Annotated in this window: 20 protein-coding genes; 1 reads left to right on the top strand and 19 read right to left on the bottom strand. The window is 39.1% G+C overall.

The window, feature by feature from the left end:
• Positions 1-4: 4 nt before the first annotated feature.
• From hisD to P7D84_RS02030, 11 genes are all read right to left on the bottom strand, one after another.
• A complete protein-coding gene (gene hisD / locus P7D84_RS02080) occupies positions 5-1,312 on the bottom strand; it encodes a histidinol dehydrogenase (protein ID WP_311804833.1) in 1,308 nt (435 codons plus the stop codon).
• On the bottom strand, positions 1,309-2,868 hold the full coding sequence (gene hisG / locus P7D84_RS02075; RefSeq protein WP_137604361.1) for an ATP phosphoribosyltransferase: 1,560 nt from the start codon (positions 2,866-2,868) through the stop codon (positions 1,309-1,311). The genes hisD and hisG overlap by 4 nt, the downstream gene beginning before the upstream one ends.
• Before the next feature lie 323 nt (positions 2,869-3,191).
• Positions 3,192-3,971, bottom strand: coding sequence for a DNA repair protein RecO (gene recO, locus P7D84_RS02070; protein WP_311804832.1), 780 nt, complete (start codon positions 3,969-3,971; stop codon positions 3,192-3,194).
• 56 nt (positions 3,972-4,027) lie between these two features.
• Entirely contained in the window at positions 4,028-4,927 is a 900-nt protein-coding gene (era, locus tag P7D84_RS02065; protein WP_137604359.1) for a GTPase Era, read from the bottom strand.
• 54 nt (positions 4,928-4,981) lie between these two features.
• Complete coding sequence (locus P7D84_RS02060; protein ID WP_137604358.1) at positions 4,982-5,377, bottom strand: diacylglycerol kinase family protein; 396 nt, start codon at positions 5,375-5,377, stop codon at positions 4,982-4,984.
• Positions 5,355-5,828, bottom strand: coding sequence for an rRNA maturation RNase YbeY (gene ybeY, locus P7D84_RS02055; RefSeq protein ID WP_137604357.1), 474 nt, complete (start codon positions 5,826-5,828; stop codon positions 5,355-5,357). The genes P7D84_RS02060 and ybeY overlap by 23 nt, the downstream gene beginning before the upstream one ends.
• Positions 5,828-8,032, bottom strand: coding sequence for an HD family phosphohydrolase (locus tag P7D84_RS02050; protein ID WP_311801254.1), 2,205 nt, complete (start codon positions 8,030-8,032; stop codon positions 5,828-5,830). Before P7D84_RS02050 ends, ybeY begins: the two co-directional genes overlap by 1 nt.
• A gap of 15 nt (positions 8,033-8,047) precedes the next feature.
• Positions 8,048-8,968: a PhoH family protein gene (locus P7D84_RS02045; RefSeq protein ID WP_137604380.1), complete on the bottom strand. Its 921-nt coding sequence runs from the start codon at positions 8,966-8,968 to the stop codon at positions 8,048-8,050.
• 373 nt (positions 8,969-9,341) lie between these two features.
• Positions 9,342-9,788 carry a GatB/YqeY domain-containing protein gene (locus P7D84_RS02040; protein WP_311804831.1) on the bottom strand — a complete coding sequence of 149 codons (447 nt, stop codon included), beginning with the start codon at positions 9,786-9,788 and terminating at the stop codon, positions 9,342-9,344.
• A gap of 20 nt (positions 9,789-9,808) precedes the next feature.
• Positions 9,809-9,985 (bottom strand): 30S ribosomal protein S21, encoded by a 177-nt coding sequence (rpsU, locus tag P7D84_RS02035; protein WP_002356740.1) that lies wholly within the window; start codon positions 9,983-9,985, stop codon positions 9,809-9,811.
• 138 nt (positions 9,986-10,123) lie between these two features.
• Positions 10,124-10,561, bottom strand: a complete 438-nt coding sequence (locus P7D84_RS02030; RefSeq protein WP_311804830.1) for a Fur family transcriptional regulator — start codon at positions 10,559-10,561, stop codon at positions 10,124-10,126.
• Between the two features lie 85 nt (positions 10,562-10,646).
• Here P7D84_RS02030 and P7D84_RS02025 point away from each other — a divergent pair, with 85 nt between their 5' ends.
• Complete coding sequence (locus P7D84_RS02025) at positions 10,647-11,501, top strand: pyruvate, water dikinase regulatory protein (protein WP_311804829.1); 855 nt, start codon at positions 10,647-10,649, stop codon at positions 11,499-11,501.
• Here P7D84_RS02025 and P7D84_RS02020 read toward each other — a convergent pair.
• The 8 genes from P7D84_RS02020 to trxB all read right to left on the bottom strand — a co-directional run bounded on the left by P7D84_RS02020 (position 11,498) and on the right by trxB (position 20,469).
• The gene (locus P7D84_RS02020; protein ID WP_311804828.1) at positions 11,498-12,433 is read right to left on the bottom strand and encodes a homoserine O-succinyltransferase; all 936 of its coding nucleotides are present in this window, start codon (positions 12,431-12,433) and stop codon (positions 11,498-11,500) included. The two genes, P7D84_RS02025 and P7D84_RS02020, sit on opposite strands and share 4 nt — an antisense overlap.
• 3 nt (positions 12,434-12,436) lie before the next feature.
• Positions 12,437-13,708 carry an O-acetylhomoserine aminocarboxypropyltransferase/cysteine synthase family protein gene (locus P7D84_RS02015; protein WP_137604351.1) on the bottom strand — a complete coding sequence of 424 codons (1,272 nt, stop codon included), beginning with the start codon at positions 13,706-13,708 and terminating at the stop codon, positions 12,437-12,439.
• 338 nt (positions 13,709-14,046) lie between these two features.
• Positions 14,047-14,910, bottom strand: a complete 864-nt coding sequence (gene thrB / locus P7D84_RS02010; protein ID WP_311804827.1) for a homoserine kinase — start codon at positions 14,908-14,910, stop codon at positions 14,047-14,049.
• Positions 14,907-15,965 carry a threonine synthase gene (gene thrC / locus P7D84_RS02005; RefSeq protein WP_137604349.1) on the bottom strand — a complete coding sequence of 353 codons (1,059 nt, stop codon included), beginning with the start codon at positions 15,963-15,965 and terminating at the stop codon, positions 14,907-14,909. Before thrC ends, thrB begins: the two co-directional genes overlap by 4 nt.
• 2 nt (positions 15,966-15,967) lie before the next feature.
• On the bottom strand, positions 15,968-17,257 hold the full coding sequence (locus P7D84_RS02000; RefSeq protein ID WP_311804826.1) for a homoserine dehydrogenase: 1,290 nt from the start codon (positions 17,255-17,257) through the stop codon (positions 15,968-15,970).
• 127 nt (positions 17,258-17,384) lie between these two features.
• Entirely contained in the window at positions 17,385-17,672 is a 288-nt protein-coding gene (locus P7D84_RS01995; protein ID WP_137604347.1) for an ArsR/SmtB family transcription factor, read from the bottom strand.
• 14 nt (positions 17,673-17,686) lie between these two features.
• Positions 17,687-19,411: a phospho-sugar mutase gene (locus tag P7D84_RS01990; RefSeq protein ID WP_311804825.1), complete on the bottom strand. Its 1,725-nt coding sequence runs from the start codon at positions 19,409-19,411 to the stop codon at positions 17,687-17,689.
• 143 nt (positions 19,412-19,554) lie between these two features.
• Complete coding sequence (trxB, locus tag P7D84_RS01985) at positions 19,555-20,469, bottom strand: thioredoxin-disulfide reductase (protein ID WP_137604345.1); 915 nt, start codon at positions 20,467-20,469, stop codon at positions 19,555-19,557.
• Between the last annotated feature and the right edge of the window lie 187 nt (positions 20,470-20,656).

Genomic DNA, 20,656 nt, shown 5'->3' with positions numbered 1-20,656 from the left:
CCAACTAATTTTTGTTTTCTTTTTCAGAAAAAGAAGCGTTTGTTTTTCTTCGAACATTCATTGACCGTGCGTGACCAATCAGATCTTCTGTCTCTGCAAATAATTCAACTGCCGCACCCACTTCATTCAATGCATCGGCTGTATAATACAGATAACTGCTTTTTTTAACAAAATCATCTACCGATAATGGGGAATAAAACCGAGCGGTCCCTTCCGTAGGCAAAGTATGATTAGGACCAGCAAAATAATCCCCCAAAACTTCTGGTGTGTGATGCCCTAAAAAGACACTTCCGGCGTTTTCAATCTTGCCTAATAAAGCAAAAGGTTCTTCCACGGCTAATTCAAGATGCTCTGGTGCGATTTGATTAGCAAGTGATAATGCCTCTGTCAAATTTTGGACCAGAATTATTTTCCCATTGTTTTCAATTGCAGCTTCTGCGATAACTTTTCTTGGCAATTCAGCTAACTGCTGTGCTAGTTCTAGCTGGACTTTTTCAATCATACTTTCTTCAGTCGTAATAAGAATTGCTTGAGCCAATTTATCATGTTCTGCTTGGGCTAAAAGATCTGCGGCAATCCATCGCGGATCAGCACTGTGATCAGCAACAATCAATACATCGCTAGGTCCTGCGACCATGTCGATATCGACCTTGCCATAGACCATTCGTTTAGCGGTCGCGACATAGATATTTCCAGGACCAACAATCTTATCTACTTTAGGAATCGTCTCAGTTCCATAAGCAAGGGCGGCTATTGCCTGTGCCCCGCCGACTTTATAAATTTCATCCACACCAGCGATTTTGGCTGCTGCTAAAATCGCTGCTGGAACTTGGCCGTTGTGATCAGTAGGTGTCATCATGACGATTTTTTTTACTCCGGCAAGTTTTGCCGGTAAAACGTCCATCAATACTGTGCTCGGATACGCAGCCGTTCCACCTGGAACATACACACCTACGCAAGCTAACGGGATGATTCGTTGTCCCATAACGACTCCGTTTTGTTTGGTTGAAACAAAACCTTGACGTATCTGTTTTTGATGGAATGCGAGAATATTTTCTTTGGCTTGTTCCATTACTGCTAGCAAGTCAGAAGAAATGGTTTGTAAGGCTGCTTCAATCTCATCTTTACTGACAGTCAACGAATCCAATGTCACATGATCGATTTCTTCAATCAATTGATACAGAGCTTTGTCACCTTCCGCTTGTACTTGAGCGAGTATCTTTTGAACGACTGCAGAAACATCGGCTGTCTCACTATATTTTCGTGCTAAAATATCGGCTAACGGATCTTTTTTGGTTGAATAAACTCTCATAGCTGTTCCCTCACCTTCTCGATTACCTTCTGGATTTTTTCCTGTTTGAATCGCCAAGTCGCATTATTGATAATCAAACGTGCAGAAGACGGTGCCACTTCTTCAATGACTTTTAATTCATTTTCTTTCAACGTCGTTCCTGTTTCGACGATATCGACAATCACATCCGATAAACCTAATAAAGGTGCCAACTCGATAGAACCGTGTAAATGGATCAGCTCCACTGACCGTCCCTTACCTTCATAGTATTTTCTTGTAATTTGCGGATACTTAGTCGACACTCGTAATGGTCGAGAAAAATCCTCCTCAAAATCATTATGCGCCGCTACTGCCAAACGACAATTGCCCATGTGCAGATCCAGAAATTCGATTACTTCCGCTTGGCTTTCCAACAAAACATCTTTCCCTACAACACCAATATCAGCAGCACCATGCTCAACATAGATTGCGACATCACTTGGTTTGACTAAAAAGAAGCGCAATTTATTTCTTTCATCACAAAAAATCAATTTACGATTTTCAACAAAGACCCCTTCTGATGCCACACCAGCTTTGGTAAACAACTCATAGACTGCATCTCCCATTCGACCCTTAGGCAATGCGATATTCAAATAGTCTGAACTTTTTGTTACTACAGGAATTTTTTGACCGGCATGATTCAATTTCATACCAAACCCGATTGCTCCTTGATTTTTTCCTTGTCGACTCATCAAACGATCATAACGGCCCCCGTACAAAATCGTTGCCCGTGCTGCTTTAGTAAATCCTTGGAATAATAGTCCGCTATAATAATCAGCATCATTCATAATTGAAAAATCTAAGCGCAAACGAACTTTTTTAGATAATTTCTTCTCTTGCAACGCCTGATATAATTGTTTCAATTCTGCTAAACCAGCTTGTGCTTCAGGATAAGTTGCTAATAATTTTTTCGCGCGTTGGTATTTAGTCTCAAAATCCCCTGACAAACGAACCAATTTGGCTAGATTCTCAGATTCCTCTTTTGTTAACCCTGCTTTTAACGTTAAGGCATCCATGTCATGAGAACTCTTATCGCGTAAGCAGTCTAAAACTTTTTGCCGATCTTCTTCAGCAAAACGATTACATATCCCATTTAAGATTCCCATATGAGACAGATCCAACGTTCCTTCACCAACTTGAGCCAAACTTTCCCAAGCGAGTTCCAATACTTCTAGCTGATTCTCCCATGTAATCGTATCGATGATTTCCAAACCGATTTGGTAAATTTTTTGATACTCTCCTGCTTGGCGATCATGACGATAGACATCTTCTACGTAATACACTTTACGCGCTTGGCCAGCAGGGGTATTTTTAGCAATCGACAACGTCACATCCGGTTTTAACGCCATCGTTCGTCCATCATTTCCAGTGAAGGTGATAATAGATGAGTTTCGTAAAAAATTATAGCTTTGTTGATAACTGCCGTAGTCTTCAAAGTTATTTAAGTGATAAGGATGGAAATGATGTTGTGTATACAACTTTCTTAAGCTTAATTCGATTTGTTCTTCAGGTCTTAATACATCCCATAATTCTTCCATACTTATCACTCCCAATTTTTATTAAAATCATCTTATTTCCGCTTCAACAAAAATGAGTCAAATTCCCATGATTGATAGTATCTCCTCATCTATAAAAAGATCAGCAATCAATAATTTCTCATTTTAACCGCTAAAAAATTAATAATTTCTAATAATATTAATCGTTTTACCATAATTTAGCAATGAAAATCTGTGAAAGAGATCGATTTTTTTCAATAAGAACAAAATTGATCCCTGAAGTTCTTTTTACAAGGCTGCATTTTCTTACGATGGAAAAATTATTGTTGCATAAAAAATCCGCAGCACCCATTCGGTACTACGGATCATTTCTCATTTTTTGGTTTCAATACGTCTTGCCATTCACTCATTTGATCAATGAATTTTTTGCTTTTTAAATGTAAGCCCACATACTCTTCGTATAATTGATCCAATGTTTGGCGAATAGTTTTTTTCGTTTCTGGTTTTAAATTGATTGTATTGATGGCTTCATAGGTCACACTATTGAACAATCGTAAAAAATAGATTGCCCGCGGATCTGCATGATACCGATGGTGGTCCAATTGCCAATGTTCTTGACAGAGAATGCCATTGTATTTTGAAGAAAAATCAAAAGCCCCAGTCTTTTTACCACAGACCCCACATCCTTGCCAGTTCAAGGAAACACCAAATCGCTGCATGATCTGAACTTCAAAAATATTCATGATTGTCTCACCATCTGCCCCGTCATTCATCCGTTGCAACGCTTCGCGAGTAAATCCATATAACGCTGGGTCATACACATGATCTTCAATCGCCGCATCAGCTAAACCTAAGATATATGAACCATAGGCGTTCAAAAAAATATCTTCTTGCAGTTTTCGCAACGGACGAACTTCTTTTGCGCTATTTAAAAATGATAGACCATCTGTTTTCAGATTCCCAATAAAGACTGCTTCAGTAAATGGTTGGATTGCTGTCTGCAAAGGATGATTGGCGCGATGAATGCCTTTAGCAAAAAACATCACTTTACCGGCGGATTCAGTAAAGATTTTGACTAACTTGTCTTTTTCTTTGTAATCTCGACTAAATAAAATGATTCCCTTTGTTTCACTGATTTGTGCCATCTTTTCTCACCTCTTCTCGAGAAGAAAAGCTTCACGAAAAATCGCGAAGCTTTTGTTTAATAATCGTCTTTCCGATATCCGTAATCTTGCAGATAAGTTTGTTTGTCACGCCAATCTTTTTGGACTTTGACCCATAGTTCTAAATATACTCTGTCTGCCAAAAGCGTTTCGATATCTTTGCGGGCTTGTGTCCCGATATTTTTTAACATCTTGCCCCCTTTACCGATAATGATTCCTTTTTGACTCGTTCGTTCAACAATAATCGATGCTTGAATATGAACCTTGTCATTCTCGTCGCGTTTCATCGATTCTACCACGACTGCCACAGAATGCGGTACTTCATCTCTCGTTAAACGCAAGACTTTTTCTCGAACCAATTCAGAAACGATAAAATATTCAGGATGATCGGTAACTTGATCATCGGGGAAATATTGCGGACCTTCATCCATTTGATCGACCAATGTTTCAAGCAGGTGTTCAACATTGTTTCCTTCAGTTGCTGAGATTGGAATAATCTCTTTAAAGTCCATGATTGTACGATAATCATCGATGATGGCTAATAATTCATCTGGATGGATGGTATCGATTTTATTGATTACTAAGTAGACTGGAACTTCTTGCTTACTCAAACGTTCCAAAATAAAATCATCGCCACGGCCGCGTTTTTGATCTGCACTGACCATAAATAAAATCCCATCGACCTCTCTTAATGCACTATAGGCCATCTCAACCATATAATCACCTAAACGATGTCTTGGTTTATGAATACCTGGCGTGTCAATAAAGATAATTTGTGCTTCGGGTACTGTATAAACTCCCTGAATCTTATTTCTAGTAGTTTGTGCCTTATCGCTCATAATGGCAATCTTTTGCCCGACAATACGATTTAACAGCGTTGATTTACCTACGTTGGGACGGCCAACAATGGCAACAAATCCTGATTTATGTTCTGACATATATTATTCCTTTCTGCTAGCAAAAAATGCTATTTCGAATCTTTTTTCTTTTTACTAAAGAAAAAGCTCAATGATTTTTGGTAAAAAGATAATGACACCCACGATAATGGCAAATAACGAAGTGACTAAGACTGCTCCAGCAGCCATATCTTTGATTTTTTTTCCAATTGGATGAAAATGACAATCTGTTACCATGTCCACAACATTTTCAAAAACGGTGTTGATAATTTCCACGATCCAGACTAGAAAGACTGCTAGAAAAATCCACAGCCACTCAAGCACAGAGACCCCCAGCAAAAATGCTACAAGTATCGCCATCAATCCAAAGACCACATGGGCACGCATATTGCGTTCTTCTTGAAAAACCGTTTTGATCCCTTGGATGGCAAATTCTAAAGATGTGATAAAATGTTTGTTTTTTCCCGTTTTATCTTTTAAGTCCATAGGCATCTAATATCTCTTTCTGTAGACCAAACATCTCTTTTTCATCTTCTGTAGTCATGTGGTCGTAGCCATTGATATGCAAAAAGCCATGTACGGCTAGAAAACCCAATTCACGATCGAAGCTATGCCCATACTCTTCTGCTTGTTCTTGAGCACGTTCTGTAGAGATCATGATGTCGCCTAGATTGCGCGGCATCTTATCCTCCTCATCCATAATAATTGGAATCTCGTCTTCTCCTTCTTCTTCCAATGCAAAACTGATCACATCCGTTGGTGCATCTTTTCCGCGATAGTCGCGGTTGATGATTTGAATTGCTGCATTGTCCATAAAAGTCACTGACATCTCGGTATCTTCCGGCAGTTTTAAATAATCGGCTGCAAATTGCAATACGCCATCAATCTCTTGGATTTTTTCATTAGAGACTTGCTCTGTTTCATCAATAAAGGTAATATCCATTACTCTTCCCCTTTTTTCTCTTGCTCTTCTTTCATTTTCTCTGCCTCTGATTGCATTCGCGGATATTTAATCCGAGAATGGAAGGTAGAGCTCAAGCCGCTGATCAATGACTTTTCAACGATTCGAATTTCTTTCAATGTCAAGCCAGAATCATCTAACTGACCATCATTGATTCGTTCTTCAATTAAATTATGGACAAAATCAGTAATCTTATCGATTGAAGGATGGTCCATCGCTCTGACTGCAGCTTCACAACTATCTGCGATATTCACGACCCCAGCTTCACGAGTTTGCGGTTTAGGACCTGGGTAACGAAACTCTGCTTCTGTTACTTCAGGATTGCGTTCTTTGGCTTTAAAGTAGAAAAATTTCATCAATGTCGTACCATGATGTTGGTAACATATGTCAATCACCATTTGCGGCATCTTATATTCTTTTAAAATTTTTGCCCCTTCAATGACATGGCCAAAGATGATTTGCTTGCTATCTTCCGGCAGTAAAAAATTATGTGGATTTTCTGCTCCTGTTGGTAGATTTTCAACAAAAAAATTGGCATGACGGATCTTACCAATATCGTGATAATAACAGGCGACTCGAGTCAACAGTGAGCGCCCACCGATTTCTGCCACTGCATTTGCACTTAGGTTGGCAACCATCATCGAATGATGATACGTTCCTGGTGCCTTTTCCAATAATTCTTTTAGTAGCGGATGATTAGGATTACTCAATTCATTCAATGTGATTACACTGCTATCAGTCACTAAGATCTCAATATACGGTTGCAAACCCATCCCCATAATAAAAGAGAGGATACTAGCAGCAAAAGCGCCTAATAACAATCCCCATGTTTGAGAATCAGTAAAGGACATCCCTTGATAAATACTCAAAATAACCGACCAGATCACTGGAAAGGCGACAATCCAGAGCATCGCTTGTTTTGCCTGATCAGACAATCGTTTTTGTTTTACCATAACAGCTAACGTACCAGAAAAAAGATACGTCATCAAAATGACCGGTAGCATATTGGTCCCGATAGCATTGTAATAAATAAATAGCGCAAAAACTGTTTGGAAAACAGCCGATAAGGCGCCTGCTCGCCGATTGACAAAGACAGTCAAAACTAATGGCATAAACGCAGCTGGAAAGAACAACGCTAGATTATTGGAACTACTGCCTTGAAAACTTTGAAGAATCTTCATGATAATAACGCCGATGACCATCGTGGCACTATAAAATAAAATGAAGCGCACTCGTTGAAATTCAACTTCAAATTGGCGGCTATAAAACCATAACAAGACTCCTTGTAAAATCGCCGATAAGATCATTGCGATTAATGGGAACACAGAAGTACTCGAGCTAGTCAGACCAAGCAGTTTTAATTTATTGATGGAATTAGCATCAATTTGGCTGCCTTCACGTACAATGACTTCACCTTGATAGATCATCACTGGTTGAACAGAATCACTGGCTTGTTCCTTTAATTCATCTGTGCGCTTTTGATTTAAAGAATCATTAATCACGATTCCATTTTCTAATAAATAGCGGATTACTTGATTTGATTCATCAGATAAACCCAAACTTTGGATCTTGTCGATAGCTTGTTGCTTATACTCAGCAAGATCACTTTGTCGAATCCGTTTAGTCATCTGTTCATCTAAAAGTTTTAAGCTTTCTGTCCCGACTTTAGTCAAATCAGCTGTGTTCAACTGGACGACCAATTGATAAAATTCTTCTGGCAGTTGTTGATAAAAAGTCACCGTCTCTGGATCTAAACCTTCAAAATTCTTTTTAATCGCTGCTATCCGTTCAGCAATCGTTGGCTGAGGAATTTTTTCGCCTTCTTTAGCTTGTGATACTTTATTTTGATAATTCTTATCTAATTCACCATTGGCCTTTTGGATTAATAAAATCAGCTGGCTGATTCGATCATGTTGTGTATTTGCCAAATCAGATTGATAGGTGTATTCAGGTGTAACTGCTTCTACAGCAAGTTGACGTTTTTGATTCGTTTCTTCTTTGTTCTCGATCGTTTTATTGGCACGAATGCTTTCTGTTGCTACTTGACCTTCTTTATAGTCCACGCTTTTTTGTATCACGCTAGTAAACATTGTTAAAATCAAGATAATCGAGAAGATTCCTAAAATAATCGGTATAAATTTTGAACCTAACTTTTTCAGCAAGTTATTGATGGGTTGATTTAACATTCAATGCCCTCCTGACTACTTCTCTTGGCGTCGTAGGTTCTCTTGTTCGTACGCTTCGATAATTTCTGCGACTACGGGGTGTCTAACTACATCCCCTGCTTCAAAATTCACAAAACGAATTTTTTTGATTCCTTTTAAGGTTCGTTCCGCATGGATCAAACCACTGACTTGTCCTTTAGGTAGATCCACCTGAGAAGTATCTCCATTAACGATCATCTTAGAGTTAAATCCAAGACGCGTCAAAAACATCTTCATTTGTGAAATGGTCGTATTTTGTGCTTCATCCAAAATAACAAATGCATCATCTAATGTCCGACCGCGCATATACGCTAACGGGGCAATCTCAATGACTCCGCGTTCTAATAAGCGATTGGTATGCTCCATCCCAAAGATTTGATGCAATGCATCATACATCGGACGTAAATAAGGATCTACTTTTTCTTTTAAATCACCTGGTAAAAATCCCAGACTCTCTCCAGCTTCTACTGCTGGACGGGTCAAAATGATTCGCTGTACTTCCCCTTTTTTTAATGCGGCAACTGCCATAACGATTGCTAAATATGTTTTTCCTGTACCGGCAGGTCCCACACCAAAAACTACATCAGATTTACGTATCGCTGCGATGTAGCGACTCTGACCGATATTTTTTGGTCGGATAGGTTTTCCGCTACGATCTTTTAATAGTTCTTCTTCATACATCATAATAAATTCGTCTAAGTGATTCTCACGTCCTAAACGTAATGCTGTCATCACATCCGGCGTGGCTACTTTAACACCTCGGTCAATCAAAACTTGGAGCGTTCGAATAATCTCAGCTACCAATTTTATCTCTTCTTTTGGACCGATAATCTGGATCATCTCACCTCGAGTATTGATCGTAGTCTCTGTATTGTCTTCTAAAAATTTTATATGTTTATCATGGGTACCTAAAAGCATACTGATGTCATCATTTCCATCAAGCTTTATTTCTAACGACTCAAAATCGTTGCTATTCAACAAGCGTTCATCCCTTCGTAAATCATTCCTCCCTATAATACCACACTCTAAATAAAAGAAAAATTGTCTAAACTTTTACAAAAAAGAACCCCAGGGACTATTAGATCAACATCATAAAAATTTTTTCACCTTTAGAAGATTGATTCTAACTGATCCTTGATAAACCATCTTTTTGCTCTCTTAACATTTTCTTTGTTTAAGTATGGAAAAGGAAAACTAACTTTTTTGCCGTCTTTGCTAAAAATATGATTTATTTATGTAGTGGTAGTCGCAAAAAAAGTCGAGAGAACATTCTCTCGACTTTCATGATTGCTTACTTATTCAGAAGCTCTTTGACGATTGCATTGACTTGATTGCCATCAGCTTTACCTTTGACTTTCGGCATCACTGCACCCATCACTTTACCAAATTCTTTTGGCGAAGTTGCTCCTGTTGTTGTAATTGCTTCGGTAACAATCGCACGAATCTCTTCTTCGGAAAGTTGAGTCGGCAAGTATTTTTCAACAACTACGATTTCCTTTTTGACTTTATCAGCCAAATCGGTGCGGTCAGCATTTTCAAATTCTGTTAAAGAATCCCGACATTGTTTCATCTCACGAGATAAAACAGTCAACTCTTCTTCTTCATTTAAATCCTGGCCTTTTTTTATTTGCTCATTTTGAATCGAAGCTTTCAGCATCCGGATCACTTGCAAAGTCTCTTTGTCTTTTGCTCGCATTGCTTGCTTCATGTCTTCATTCAAGGTAGTAAGTAGTGACATCGAATCACTCCGTTCACAGACTAAAATTTCTTACGTTTTCTAGCTGCTTCTGATTTTTTCTTACGTTTCACACTTGGTTTTTCATAAAATTCACGTTTGCGAGATTCTTGTAGAGTCCCTGCTTTTGAAACGGAACGTTTGAAGCGACGAAGAGCATCGTCAAGAGATTCATTTTTACGAACCACTGTTTTTGACATATAAATTCCCTCCCTCCGGGCTTGAAATGTAACCGTTTTTGTTATTGAAATATACTTTCAATAAACAAGACCGTCCATAAGTCATTATAGCTAATGGGCTATTTTGAGTCAAGGTACTGAAGAATTTTAATTGTTAATTTATTCATTAATTTTTTGACACTGTTCACAACGACCATATAGCTCAAAACGATGACCTTTAATCTCACAGCCGTCCAATTGCTCTTTAAAGAACGTCATTGGACACATATGGATCTCTTTTGTCATACCACATACAGTACAAATAAAATGATGGTGATGCTCAAAATTTTCACTGCAGCTAAAACGAAACTTCATTTCTCCTTGCAATTCGGTGTCTTCAATTAAACCAATCTCACAAAATTCTCTTAAATTGCGATAGACCGTATCATAACTCAGACCAGGAAACTGTCCATTCAAATAATCATAAACTTCACGGGCGGAAACGTACCGATTGCATCTAATTAAATAATCTAATAAAGTCTCACGTTTTTTGGTATATTTAAACCCATTTTCTTTTACCTTTGCAATAGCTTTTTCTAATAAAGTTGTCTGAGTCATTGTATCCCTCGTTTCAAAGTGTAATGATTCCGAATAAACTGTATGGTATAATAAATTATCACTGATTGCAAGGGAGATTTTCTTTATGGATAGCGAAAAACAAAATGAAGTTGTCACTATTTTCATCATCTCCGATTCCGCGGGAGAAACGGCTTCGAAATTAGCACAAGCCTCGATGGCACAATACCCTACTGTGGAATTTTGTCTTTTCCGACGGACTTTTGTACACACGGAAGAATTACTGATGAAGGCGTTGAACGATGCCAAAGATGAAAATGGTATGATCATTTATACATTGATTGATCCCAAATTAGCCAAAATCGCTAAAGATTTTTCTGATAATGAAGAGTTGTTCACGATGGATCTATTGAATCCCGTCGTTAGTGAAATCGGTAAACGCGCACAACTTGAGCCATCCGGCGAACGAGGCGCATTGCATCATTTGAATGAGAATTATTTCAAGCGTATCAAAGCAATGGAATTTGCCGTAAAATATGATGATGGTAAAGACCCTCGAGGCTTTTTGGAAGCTGATGTCGTCTTGCTTGGTGTCTCTCGTACCTCCAAAACACCATTGAGTTTGTATCTTGCAAATAAAAACTTGAAAGTCGCCAACTTGCCATTGATCCCTCAAGCACATATTCCTAAACAATTGTTTGAAATCGATCCGAAAAAAATCGTCGGCTTGACTAATGACCCAGAAGTTTTAATCGGCATTCGCAAAGAACGGATGCGTGCCTATGGACTAAATCCTGAGACAGCCTATTCAGATCGAGAAAAAATCCAAGCAGAACTAAAATTTGCTCATGAGCTCTATCATAAATTAGGTTGTGAGATTATCAATGTAGCGACTCTTTCAATTGAAGAGACCGCTGCTATGATTATGAATGCGTTAGATTTAGAAGACCATAGTTATTATTTCATGGAGGAAGAAAACTAAGATCTAATCGATCTTAGTTTTCTTTCTTTTTGCAACTGTCGAATATCTTCTAAGTGATAAGGTGTTAGCTGATAGACGTCATTTAACCAATTGTGATAAAACAAATGAGCTTGTGCTCGCCAACAATTATGGACAATACCGTTTTCGTAATAGTTCTGCGGGAGTGCAGTGATTACCCCTCGTTCACGATCTCGTAAATATTCTTTTTCCAAAGTATCCGTCCCATATTCAAAATGTCCCATCAAAAAAATATCGTGCTCGTCTTCAGAAATCAAAATAGTCGACTGTTTATTTTCATCTTGAGCGATTACTTTGATCTTTTTCTGCTGAACTTGTTCTTCATTGATCCCCGTATAACGAGATTGCGGCATCCAAAAGCGATCATCAAAGCCCCTAAACAAACGGAAATGATGCTGAATATCTTGTTTATAAATCCCAAATAGTTTTTCAGTAAAAGCGACTTTTTCAATGCCAAAGTGATGGTACAACCCGGCTTGTGCTCCCCAACAAATATGGACAACCGAAGTCACCGATAATTGGCTCCATTCCATGATTTCTACCAACTCTGACCAGTAATCGACTTCTTCAAAATCCATCTGCTCTACTGGCGCTCCCGTAATAATCAAGCCATCATAATAGTTCTCTTTCACGTGGGAGAAATCCAAATAAAATTCATCTAAATGATTCTTGCTCGTGTGCTTGTGCTCATGGCTAGTAGTCTTTAAAAAATCTACATCAATCTGTAACGGACTTTGACTGATCAAGCGCAATAAATGAATTTCTGTGTCAATTTTATTGGGCATTAGATTCAGGATCAATAACTTTAGCGGACGGATATCTTGATGTTTGGCACGAGAAGTATCAATTGCAAAAATATCTTCAGACTCTAAAATAGTTTTTGCTGGAAAATCAGGTTCTAAACGAATTGGCATGTCTCATCCCTCCAATTTATCAAATGCTTGCTGTAAATCGGCAAGAATATCATTCACATTTTCGATGCCGCAAGATAAACGCACAAGTCCTGGTGAGATTCCTGCTTGCAGCAATTCTTCATCTGTTAGTTGACGATGGGTAGAGGTCGCTGGATGTAGTGCACAGGTCCGAATGTCTGCCACATGGACTTCTAATGAAACGAGTTTTAACGTATCTAACCATTTAGCAGCTGCCTTTTTCCCTGCTGCAAACTCTACCGAAATGACTCCGCACAAACCATTTGGGACATATTTTTGTGCCAATGAATAGTTTTCATCGGTCTTCAGTCCTGGGTAATAGACTTGTTTGACCGCCGGTTGTTTTGTTAAAAATTCTGCGACGGCCAAGGCATTTTGATAATGCCGATCCATCCGAACAGGCAGCGTCTCCATCCCGAGATTCAACAAAAATGAATTTTGTGGTGCAGGTGCTGCACCTAAATCGCGCATTAACTGCACACGGGCTTTGGTGATATAGGCAGCATTACCAAATTTTTCTGTATAAACGATGCCATGATACGTTTCATCTGGTTCAGAAAGTTGAGGGAATTTCCCGTTGTTCCAATCAAAAGTCCCACCGTCAACAATCACACCACCGGTTTGTACAGCATGACCGTCTAAATATTTAGTAGTGCTGTGAACAACGATATCTGCTCCAAATTCAAATGGGCGACAAAAATATGGCGTTGCAAAAGTATTATCAATGATAAAAGGAATAGCCAATTTTTTTGCTACTGCAGCAAACTTTTCTTGATCCAATACTTTTATTGCTGGGTTGGCAATTGTTTCCCCAAAAATTGCTTTCGTGTTTGGTCTTGCTGCTTGCAATAATTCTGCTTGAGAAGCATCTTGATCGACAAAAGTCACTTCTATGCCCATCTTTCTAAAAGTATGAGCGAACAAATTGTACGTTCCCCCATAAATATAACTTGAAGAAATCAGATGATCGCCGGTTTCTAAAATATTCAACAAGGCATAAAAAGTAGCCGCTTGTCCTGAAGCAGTACAAAGTGCCCCCACACCACCTTCTAGTGCTGCGATTTTTTCTTCCACTGCACCTGTCGTTGGATTTGCTAAACGGGTATAAAAATACCCCGCTTCTTCTAAGTCAAATAATTTCCCGATTTCTTCTGTTGAACCGTAAGTATATGTTGTACTTTGAGTGATCGGCAGAACGCGCGGCTCCCCATTTCCAGGTTGATACCCTGCATGCAAACATTTCGTTTCAAATTCCATTGTTCTTCCTCCTAATTATTTAGCCTTTTCATTCCAAAATTACTTTTTGACTTTGAAAAAATATGTATTTCAGATTATCATCCCGCAAAATCGACTGACAAACAAAAAACTCCCGTCCTTCACAATGAAAGGACGGGAGTGCCGTGGTACCACCTTAGTTTATCAATCTCTTACAAGACTGAACTTTTGTCGTATTGCTACGAACTGCTGTAACGGGCGTTCCCGTGTCAGATTGACAATTGCTCCAAGGCCATCTTCTAATCAATCGCTGCTGCTTCTTCTCACCTGCTGAAGCTCTCTGTCAAGTCCGATTCATTGTACTCTTCTTTTCATTGCAATTAAAATATTTGAACGCCTTCTCTTTCAATCGAAAGTACATCAATCGACGCTTCATGATTGAGTACTTTCAAAGCCGTCACTAATTTTTCTGTATTTTCTGGTGGTGTCAACACTAAAACTGTCGGACCCGCTCCACTTAAAAAGCTGCCATAGCCGCCATATGTTTTGCATAGCGTCCGAATTTTTTTTAAATGAGGAACTAAATGTTGCCGATGACTTTCGTGTAAAATATCTCGTTCCATCATTTTTCCAGCCAATGGCAAATTTCCATTTAAAATCGCCGCAATCATGACATTTCCAATCGAGCTCGCCTTCACTGCATCATGATACGACAATTCTTTTGGTAAAACCCCACGACTTTCTGAAGTTAATAATTCATGATCAGGAATAAAGGCGATCACATCACAATCAGGAAAAGTATGTTCCACAAAATTTACTTCATTGTTGTTGTAACTTGCCACTACAAAGTCTCCGCAAATTGCAGGAGCGACATTATCAGGATGACCTTCAATTTTTGTCGCATATGCCACTTTTTGTTGCGGAGTCATTCCTAGATTTCCTAAGCGATTAGCCAATTCGATCCCTGCTACTATGACCGATGAACTGCTTCCCAAACCACGAGCAATTGGAATATCTGAAATCATCGTAATTTTGTGAGGTCTCAATGTCGGCGCTAGATCTAACGCCGTTTTAATCAACAGATTTTTTTCATCTGAGGGAATCTCACTGCCTAATTGATGATTGATCTGCCAAGTTCTTGTTTCAGGACCTATTTCGATAGTCAAATATCGAGACAAAGCAATGCCACATGAGTCAAAACCAGGACCTAAATTCGCACTGGTTGCTGGGACGCGGATTTTCATAGAGCGGCCACTCCTTCACGTAAATGCCGGCGCATGTCCTCCACATCACTCATTTTATTGATTTTGATATCTGTTTCTTTGATTGCTGTATCAGGATCTTTTAAGCCGTTGCCGGTAAATACTGTTACAACTGTCTCACCTGGTTTGATTCGACCATTTTTTACATGTTGGATTACTCCGGCTAATGAAGCAGCTGAACCTGGTTCAACAAAAACACCTTCTTGTGATGCAACTTTGCGATAAGCATTCAAGATTTCTGCATCAGTGACTGAATCAATATACCCTTTTGATTCATCACGAGCAGCTTCGGCTAGTTTCCAACTAGCCGGATTTCCAATTCGAATAGCTGTCGCAACTGTTTCAGGTGCTTCAATCACTTGACCTTTTACAATAGCCGCCGCTCCTTCGGCTTCAAAACCGTGCATTCGTGGTAAATCTGTTCCTTTTTTCTCATGCCATTCTTTGAACCCTTTCCAATAAGCAGAAATATTCCCGGCATTGCCGACTGGAATTGCTAACACATCAGGTGCTTTGCCTAATTGTTCGCAAACTTCAAAAGCAGCTGTTTTTTGACCTTCTAAACGATATGGATTCACTGAATTTACTAATGCGACTGCTTCAGTTTTAGCGATGTCACGAACAGCTTTCAATGCTTCATCAAAATTCCCAGGAATCGAGATGATATCTGCTCCGTAAGCAATCGCTTGTGCTAATTTTCCTAATGCGATTTTTCCATCTGGAATCACGACATAGGCTTTAATCCCTGCACGTGTTGCGTAAGCTGCAGCTGCTGCACTTGTGTTTCCTGTTGAGGCACAAATGATCGCTTTAGCACCATCTTCCACTGCTTTTGCTACTGCCATCACCATTCCGCGATCTTTAAATGAACCTGTTGGATTTAGACCTTCATATTTTCCATATAAAGTAATCCCTAACTCTTTTGACAAATTTTTCAATGGAATCAGCGGTGTGTTTCCTTCAGCTAAAGCAATTTCAGGCGTTTTATCCGTGATTGGTAAATATTCTTTATATTGTTTTAATAGACCTTCGTACATGTTTATTCCCCCATAACTTTCATCAATGATAATAATTTATATTTAGTTTTTTCTTTGATTGCTTGTTGAATCGTTGCTAGTTTTGTTTCAGAGGTCGCATGAGTAATCAAAACGACTCGGGCATGTGCACCATCCCCTTTTTCTTGAACGACTTGTTCAAACCCAACTTCTGCCTGTGACATAATTTCAGCAAGTTTTAAAAATTGTCCATGCTCATCCGGCATCTCTAATGACAAGAAATATTTACTGATGTTTTCAGTAGGCGGCGTGATTTTCGTTGGTTGTGTATAGCCGGTGAAACGATGACCGACTGTATTTTTTTTCATCTTATTAACAATCGTCATCAGATCCGCTACGATACTTGTTGCTGTAGGTCGACTACCGGCACCAGGACCGTAATACATTGATTCACCGATGCCTGAACTTTTGATAAATACCGCGTTCATTTCATTGTGAATTGAAGCAAGCGGATGGTGATGGGCTACTAAGACAGGACCTACTTCTACTGAGATCGAGTCGTCTTTTTTTATCGTTGAACCAATTAATTTTACGGTATAACCAAGTCGATCAGCCATCGAGACATCTTCAGCTGCTAAGCCGCGGATTCCTTTGATCTTGACTTGATCCATTGTAACAGTCATACCAAAAGCAAACTTGCTTAAAATGACCATCTTATACGCTGCATCAATCCCATCAACATCATTGGTAGGATCACTTTCTGCAAAACCAAGTTCTTGAGCTTCTTTTAATGTTTCTTCATATGTTCGGTGTTCTTGCACCATTTTAGTCAACATATAATTGGTCGTACCATTGACGATTCCTAAAACTTCTGTAATATCATCAGCTGCTAAACTGTTCGCAATCGTTCGTAAGATTGGAATCCCACCGGCAACACTCGCTTCGTAATATAAATTCCGTTGTTGATCGCGGGCTAGATCAACTAACTCACGTCCATATTGGGCTAACAGATCCTTGTTGGCTGTTACAACGTGTTTTCCTGATAGCAATGCTTTTTTGATGAATGTTCTAGCTGGCTCGATTCGTCCCATCACTTCTACTACAATCGCAATCTCAGGATCAGCTAAAATTGCTTCTAGTTCTGTGACTAATTCTAGATTATATTTTTTGGCTAGCGCACTTTTATCTTCTCCTGGTCGAATCAAGGCTTTCGATACAACTAAGGAAGCACCAATACTTTTTTTAATTTTTTCTTGATGGTCGGCTAGAATTTCTAAGACACCGGTCCCTACGACACCTAACCCTAATAGACCCACCTTGACTGTTTTTTCCATAATCCGCCTCCATTAAATTGCATTCTTATTAAAGATAATTTCATCATATTCTAATAGTTAGCTAACAGTATAACAAAATTCTTATAAAAAAAAAGAGCTTTTCCAAAAAATTTGGAAAAGCTCCCTTTTATTGATGTAAGACATGACGAAAGGTTTGTTCTAAAACATCTAAGACGTGCTGATCGTCTAAACTGTACAGCATAGCCTTGCCATCACGACGTGCCTTCACTAAACGATTGTCCCGTAATAGTCGTAATTGATGAGAAACAGCAGACTGTTCCATCATCAACGTGTCGCTGATAGAAGAGACATTGCGTTCTCCTTCTTTTAGAAACATTAAAATCTTCAGCCGTGTTGGATCACTCAAAACTTTAAAAAATTGACTGACCGCTTGAAACTCTTCGTGTTCCTTCATTTTTTAGCCCTCATTTACTCGGCAATTTTACGGATTGCTTCTTCATACGTCGCAATTTTTTCTGCGGCGGCATCATGAGAATCACCTTTCACACCGATATATAATTTAATTTTTGGTTCGGTCCCAGAAGGTCTGATTGCTAGCCAAGTTTCATCAGCTAACGTATATTTCAAAACATCTGAAGCCGGCATGTCGATTGTATTTTCAGAACCGTCAGCTGTGATTGCTCTGGACGTTTTGAAATCCTCAGTTAATGTAATCGCCACATCAGCAAAGTCTTTTGGTGCTTCATTACGTAAATTTTCCATGATTGTTTGAATCCGTTCTGCACCTTCTGCCCCATTTAATGTAACAGAGATTGTTTTTTCTGCATAATAGCCGTATTCCGCAAAAATATCTTGCAAGCCATCATACAATATTTTTCCTTGTTTTTTATAATACGCTGCTACTTCGGCCAATAATACTAATGTTTGGATTGCATCTTTATCACGAACAAATGATTTAATCAAATAGCCATAGCTTTCTTCAAAACCAAACATAAATGTTTGGGAATGATCATTTTCATATTGTTGGATTTTTTCCGCAATAAATTTGAACCCAGTCAATACATCTACCATTTTCACATTATAGGAAGAGGCAATAGTTGTCGCAAGTTCACTTGATACGATTGATTTTAAGACCACCGCATTTTCTGGTAACGTTCCTGCTTGTTTATGCGCTTCTAAAATATAACGAATCATAATGGCTCCGATTTGATTTCCAGTCAATACTTGATAACGCCCATCAGGTAAACGGACCGCTGCCCCAAGTCGATCTGCATCTGGATCGGTAGCGATCAACAAGTCAGCATCAGCTTCTTCACCTAATTTGATGGCATATTCAAAAGCAGAATGTTCTTCTGGATTTGGTGATTTTACAGTTGAAAAATCAGGATCAGCAATCGCTTGTTCTGGAACAAGTACGAATTTTTCAAAACCAGCCTGTCTCAAAGCTTTTTCACCTAACATCTTACCGGTACCATGCAAAGGTGTATAAACTAATGTTAATTCTTTGCCCATCTCGTCAATCAATGATTGATTGATTGTTACTGATTTGATTTCTTTTAAATAGGCAGAATCAACTTCATCGCCAATGATAGTAATCAGCCCGCTATGTTCCACTTCTTCATCAGACAATACTTCAACTTCTAACGGGTTTTCTACATTTCGGACAAAGGTTGTCAATGCATCGGCATCTTCTGGCGGCATCTGGCCCCCGTCTTCTCCATAGACTTTATACCCATTGTATTCTGCCGGATTATGAGACGCTGTGATCATGATTCCAGTGAAGGCATTTTCAAAACGTACCGCAAAAGATAATTCAGGCGTTGGGCGCAGACTTTCGAATACAAAGGAAGGAATGTCATGTTTTGCTAAAGTTTTCGCTGCTTCCATAGCAAACTCTGGCGACATGTGGCGTGAATCGTAGGCAATTGCTACTCCTCGACGTTTCGTCTCAGGATCTTGTGTATCCATAAAACGTGCTAGGCCTTCTGTCGCTTGACGAACCGTAAAAATATTCATTCGATTGACACCCGGTCCTAAGATTCCGCGCATCCCTGCGGTTCCAAATTCTAATGGTTTATAAAACGCATCTTTTTTCAACTCAGGATCTTTGCCTAAGTCTTGTAATTCTTTACGCATTTTTTCATCTAATTTATCTGAATCGATCCATTGTTCATAAACTTGTTCCCAAGACATGAAACACACCTCTTTCAAAATTTTCTTACCAATTAAGTATACCATTACTGCCATAGCCAGCAAAGGGGACTTGTATCTTGTCTTAGGTGAAATTTTTTTAGTAATCTTACGAAAAAAGAAGGCAGCTAGCTGCCTTCTTGAGATTAATGTTGTTCTTCAATATATTTATATACTTGTTGTCCAGCGATTCCGCCTTCTCCAACAGCTGTAGTGATCTGGCGCAAATCCTTTTCACGTGCGTCCCCAATTGCGAAAACACCAGGGATTTTTGTTTTCATCTCATAATCAGTTTCAATCCAACCAGCAGCATTGGTGATTCCGCTTTTCTTAAATGGTTCGGTCAATGGTTCCAATCCGACATAGATAAAGGCACCATTTATTGGTTCTAAATGAACATCACCTGTTTTGACATTGCGAATCTGTGCACCTGTCACAACCATATCGTTGCCGACGATCTCATCCACTACGCTATCCCAAATAAATGAAATTTTTTCATTAGCAAAGGCACGATCTTGAATAATTTTTTGGGCACGCAACTCATCTCGCCGATGAACAATCACAACTTCAGAAGCAAAGCGGGTTAAGTAGATGGCTTCTTCTACTGCAGAATCACCACCGCCAACAACAATTAATCGTTTGTTGCGGAAAAATGCCCCATCACAAACTGCACAATAAGAAACGCCACGTCCAGCAAAAGATTCTTCCCCTGGCACACCTAATTTGCGATGAACACAACCGGTAGCAACAATGATCGTTTTTGCTTGATAACTGGTATCTTCAGTAATGACTTCTTTGTAATCGCCGTGATCTTTAATGTCTTGTACGATCCCATAAGCATTTTCTGTCCCAAATTTCGTGACACCATCGTACATTTTCATCGCAAGTTCTGGACCCATGATGGATTCAAAACCTGGATAATTTTCAATCTCAGCGGTATTGTTCATTTGTCCGCCTGGCGCACCACGTTCAATCAAAAGAACCTTTAAATTCGAGCGTGAAGCATATAAGGCTGCAGTCATCCCAGCAGGACCTGCGCCGATAATTATTACATCATACATTCAGTAATTCCTCCATTCGGCTTTACTTTACATCCAAGAATTTATTCTGTCGACAAATCTGCTTACTAATTGTCAGCTTTTTTGTACTTCATAAAGTAAAGATCTATTACTCCTTTATACTTCGATCAATTATTTGACAGATCATTCAGTGTTTTATGGATTAAAAAAGAAGGGCAATCATCTAGTG

This window comes from Enterococcus dongliensis (genome assembly GCF_031927985.1).
In the GTDB taxonomy this organism is placed as follows: domain Bacteria; phylum Bacillota; class Bacilli; order Lactobacillales; family Enterococcaceae; genus Enterococcus_A; species Enterococcus_A dongliensis.
The sequence above is the reverse complement of the archived record's forward strand: the minus strand, read 5'-3'. Positions and strand labels throughout refer to the sequence as shown.

What these genes read in the sequence shown, in the direction of transcription:
- hisD (WP_311804833.1), bottom strand. Translation starts at nt 1,312, where the DNA reads ATGAGAGTTTATTCAACCAAAAAAGATCCGTTAGCCGATATTTTAGCA.
- hisG (WP_137604361.1), bottom strand. Translation starts at nt 2,868, where the DNA reads ATGGAAGAATTATGGGATGTATTAAGACCTGAAGAACAAATCGAATTA.
- recO (WP_311804832.1), bottom strand. Translation starts at nt 3,971, where the DNA reads ATGGCACAAATCAGTGAAACAAAGGGAATCATTTTATTTAGTCGAGAT.
- era (WP_137604359.1), bottom strand. Translation starts at nt 4,927, where the DNA reads ATGTCAGAACATAAATCAGGATTTGTTGCCATTGTTGGCCGTCCCAAC.
- P7D84_RS02060 (WP_137604358.1), bottom strand. Translation starts at nt 5,377, where the DNA reads ATGCCTATGGACTTAAAAGATAAAACGGGAAAAAACAAACATTTTATC.
- ybeY (WP_137604357.1), bottom strand. Translation starts at nt 5,828, where the DNA reads ATGGATATTACCTTTATTGATGAAACAGAGCAAGTCTCTAATGAAAAA.
- P7D84_RS02050 (WP_311801254.1), bottom strand. Translation starts at nt 8,032, where the DNA reads ATGTTAAATCAACCCATCAATAACTTGCTGAAAAAGTTAGGTTCAAAA.
- P7D84_RS02045 (WP_137604380.1), bottom strand. Translation starts at nt 8,968, where the DNA reads ATGCTTTTAGGTACCCATGATAAACATATAAAATTTTTAGAAGACAAT.
- P7D84_RS02040 (WP_311804831.1), bottom strand. Translation starts at nt 9,788, where the DNA reads ATGTCACTACTTACTACCTTGAATGAAGACATGAAGCAAGCAATGCGA.
- rpsU (WP_002356740.1), bottom strand. Translation starts at nt 9,985, where the DNA reads ATGTCAAAAACAGTGGTTCGTAAAAATGAATCTCTTGACGATGCTCTT.
- P7D84_RS02030 (WP_311804830.1), bottom strand. Translation starts at nt 10,561, where the DNA reads ATGACTCAGACAACTTTATTAGAAAAAGCTATTGCAAAGGTAAAAGAA.
- P7D84_RS02025 (WP_311804829.1), top strand. Translation starts at nt 10,647, where the DNA reads ATGGATAGCGAAAAACAAAATGAAGTTGTCACTATTTTCATCATCTCC.
- P7D84_RS02020 (WP_311804828.1), bottom strand. Translation starts at nt 12,433, where the DNA reads ATGCCAATTCGTTTAGAACCTGATTTTCCAGCAAAAACTATTTTAGAG.
- P7D84_RS02015 (WP_137604351.1), bottom strand. Translation starts at nt 13,708, where the DNA reads ATGGAATTTGAAACGAAATGTTTGCATGCAGGGTATCAACCTGGAAAT.
- thrB (WP_311804827.1), bottom strand. Translation starts at nt 14,910, where the DNA reads ATGAAAATCCGCGTCCCAGCAACCAGTGCGAATTTAGGTCCTGGTTTT.
- thrC (WP_137604349.1), bottom strand. Translation starts at nt 15,965, where the DNA reads ATGTACGAAGGTCTATTAAAACAATATAAAGAATATTTACCAATCACG.
- P7D84_RS02000 (WP_311804826.1), bottom strand. Translation starts at nt 17,257, where the DNA reads ATGGAAAAAACAGTCAAGGTGGGTCTATTAGGGTTAGGTGTCGTAGGG.
- P7D84_RS01995 (WP_137604347.1), bottom strand. Translation starts at nt 17,672, where the DNA reads ATGAAGGAACACGAAGAGTTTCAAGCGGTCAGTCAATTTTTTAAAGTT.
- P7D84_RS01990 (WP_311804825.1), bottom strand. Translation starts at nt 19,411, where the DNA reads ATGTCTTGGGAACAAGTTTATGAACAATGGATCGATTCAGATAAATTA.
- trxB (WP_137604345.1), bottom strand. Translation starts at nt 20,469, where the DNA reads ATGTATGATGTAATAATTATCGGCGCAGGTCCTGCTGGGATGACTGCA.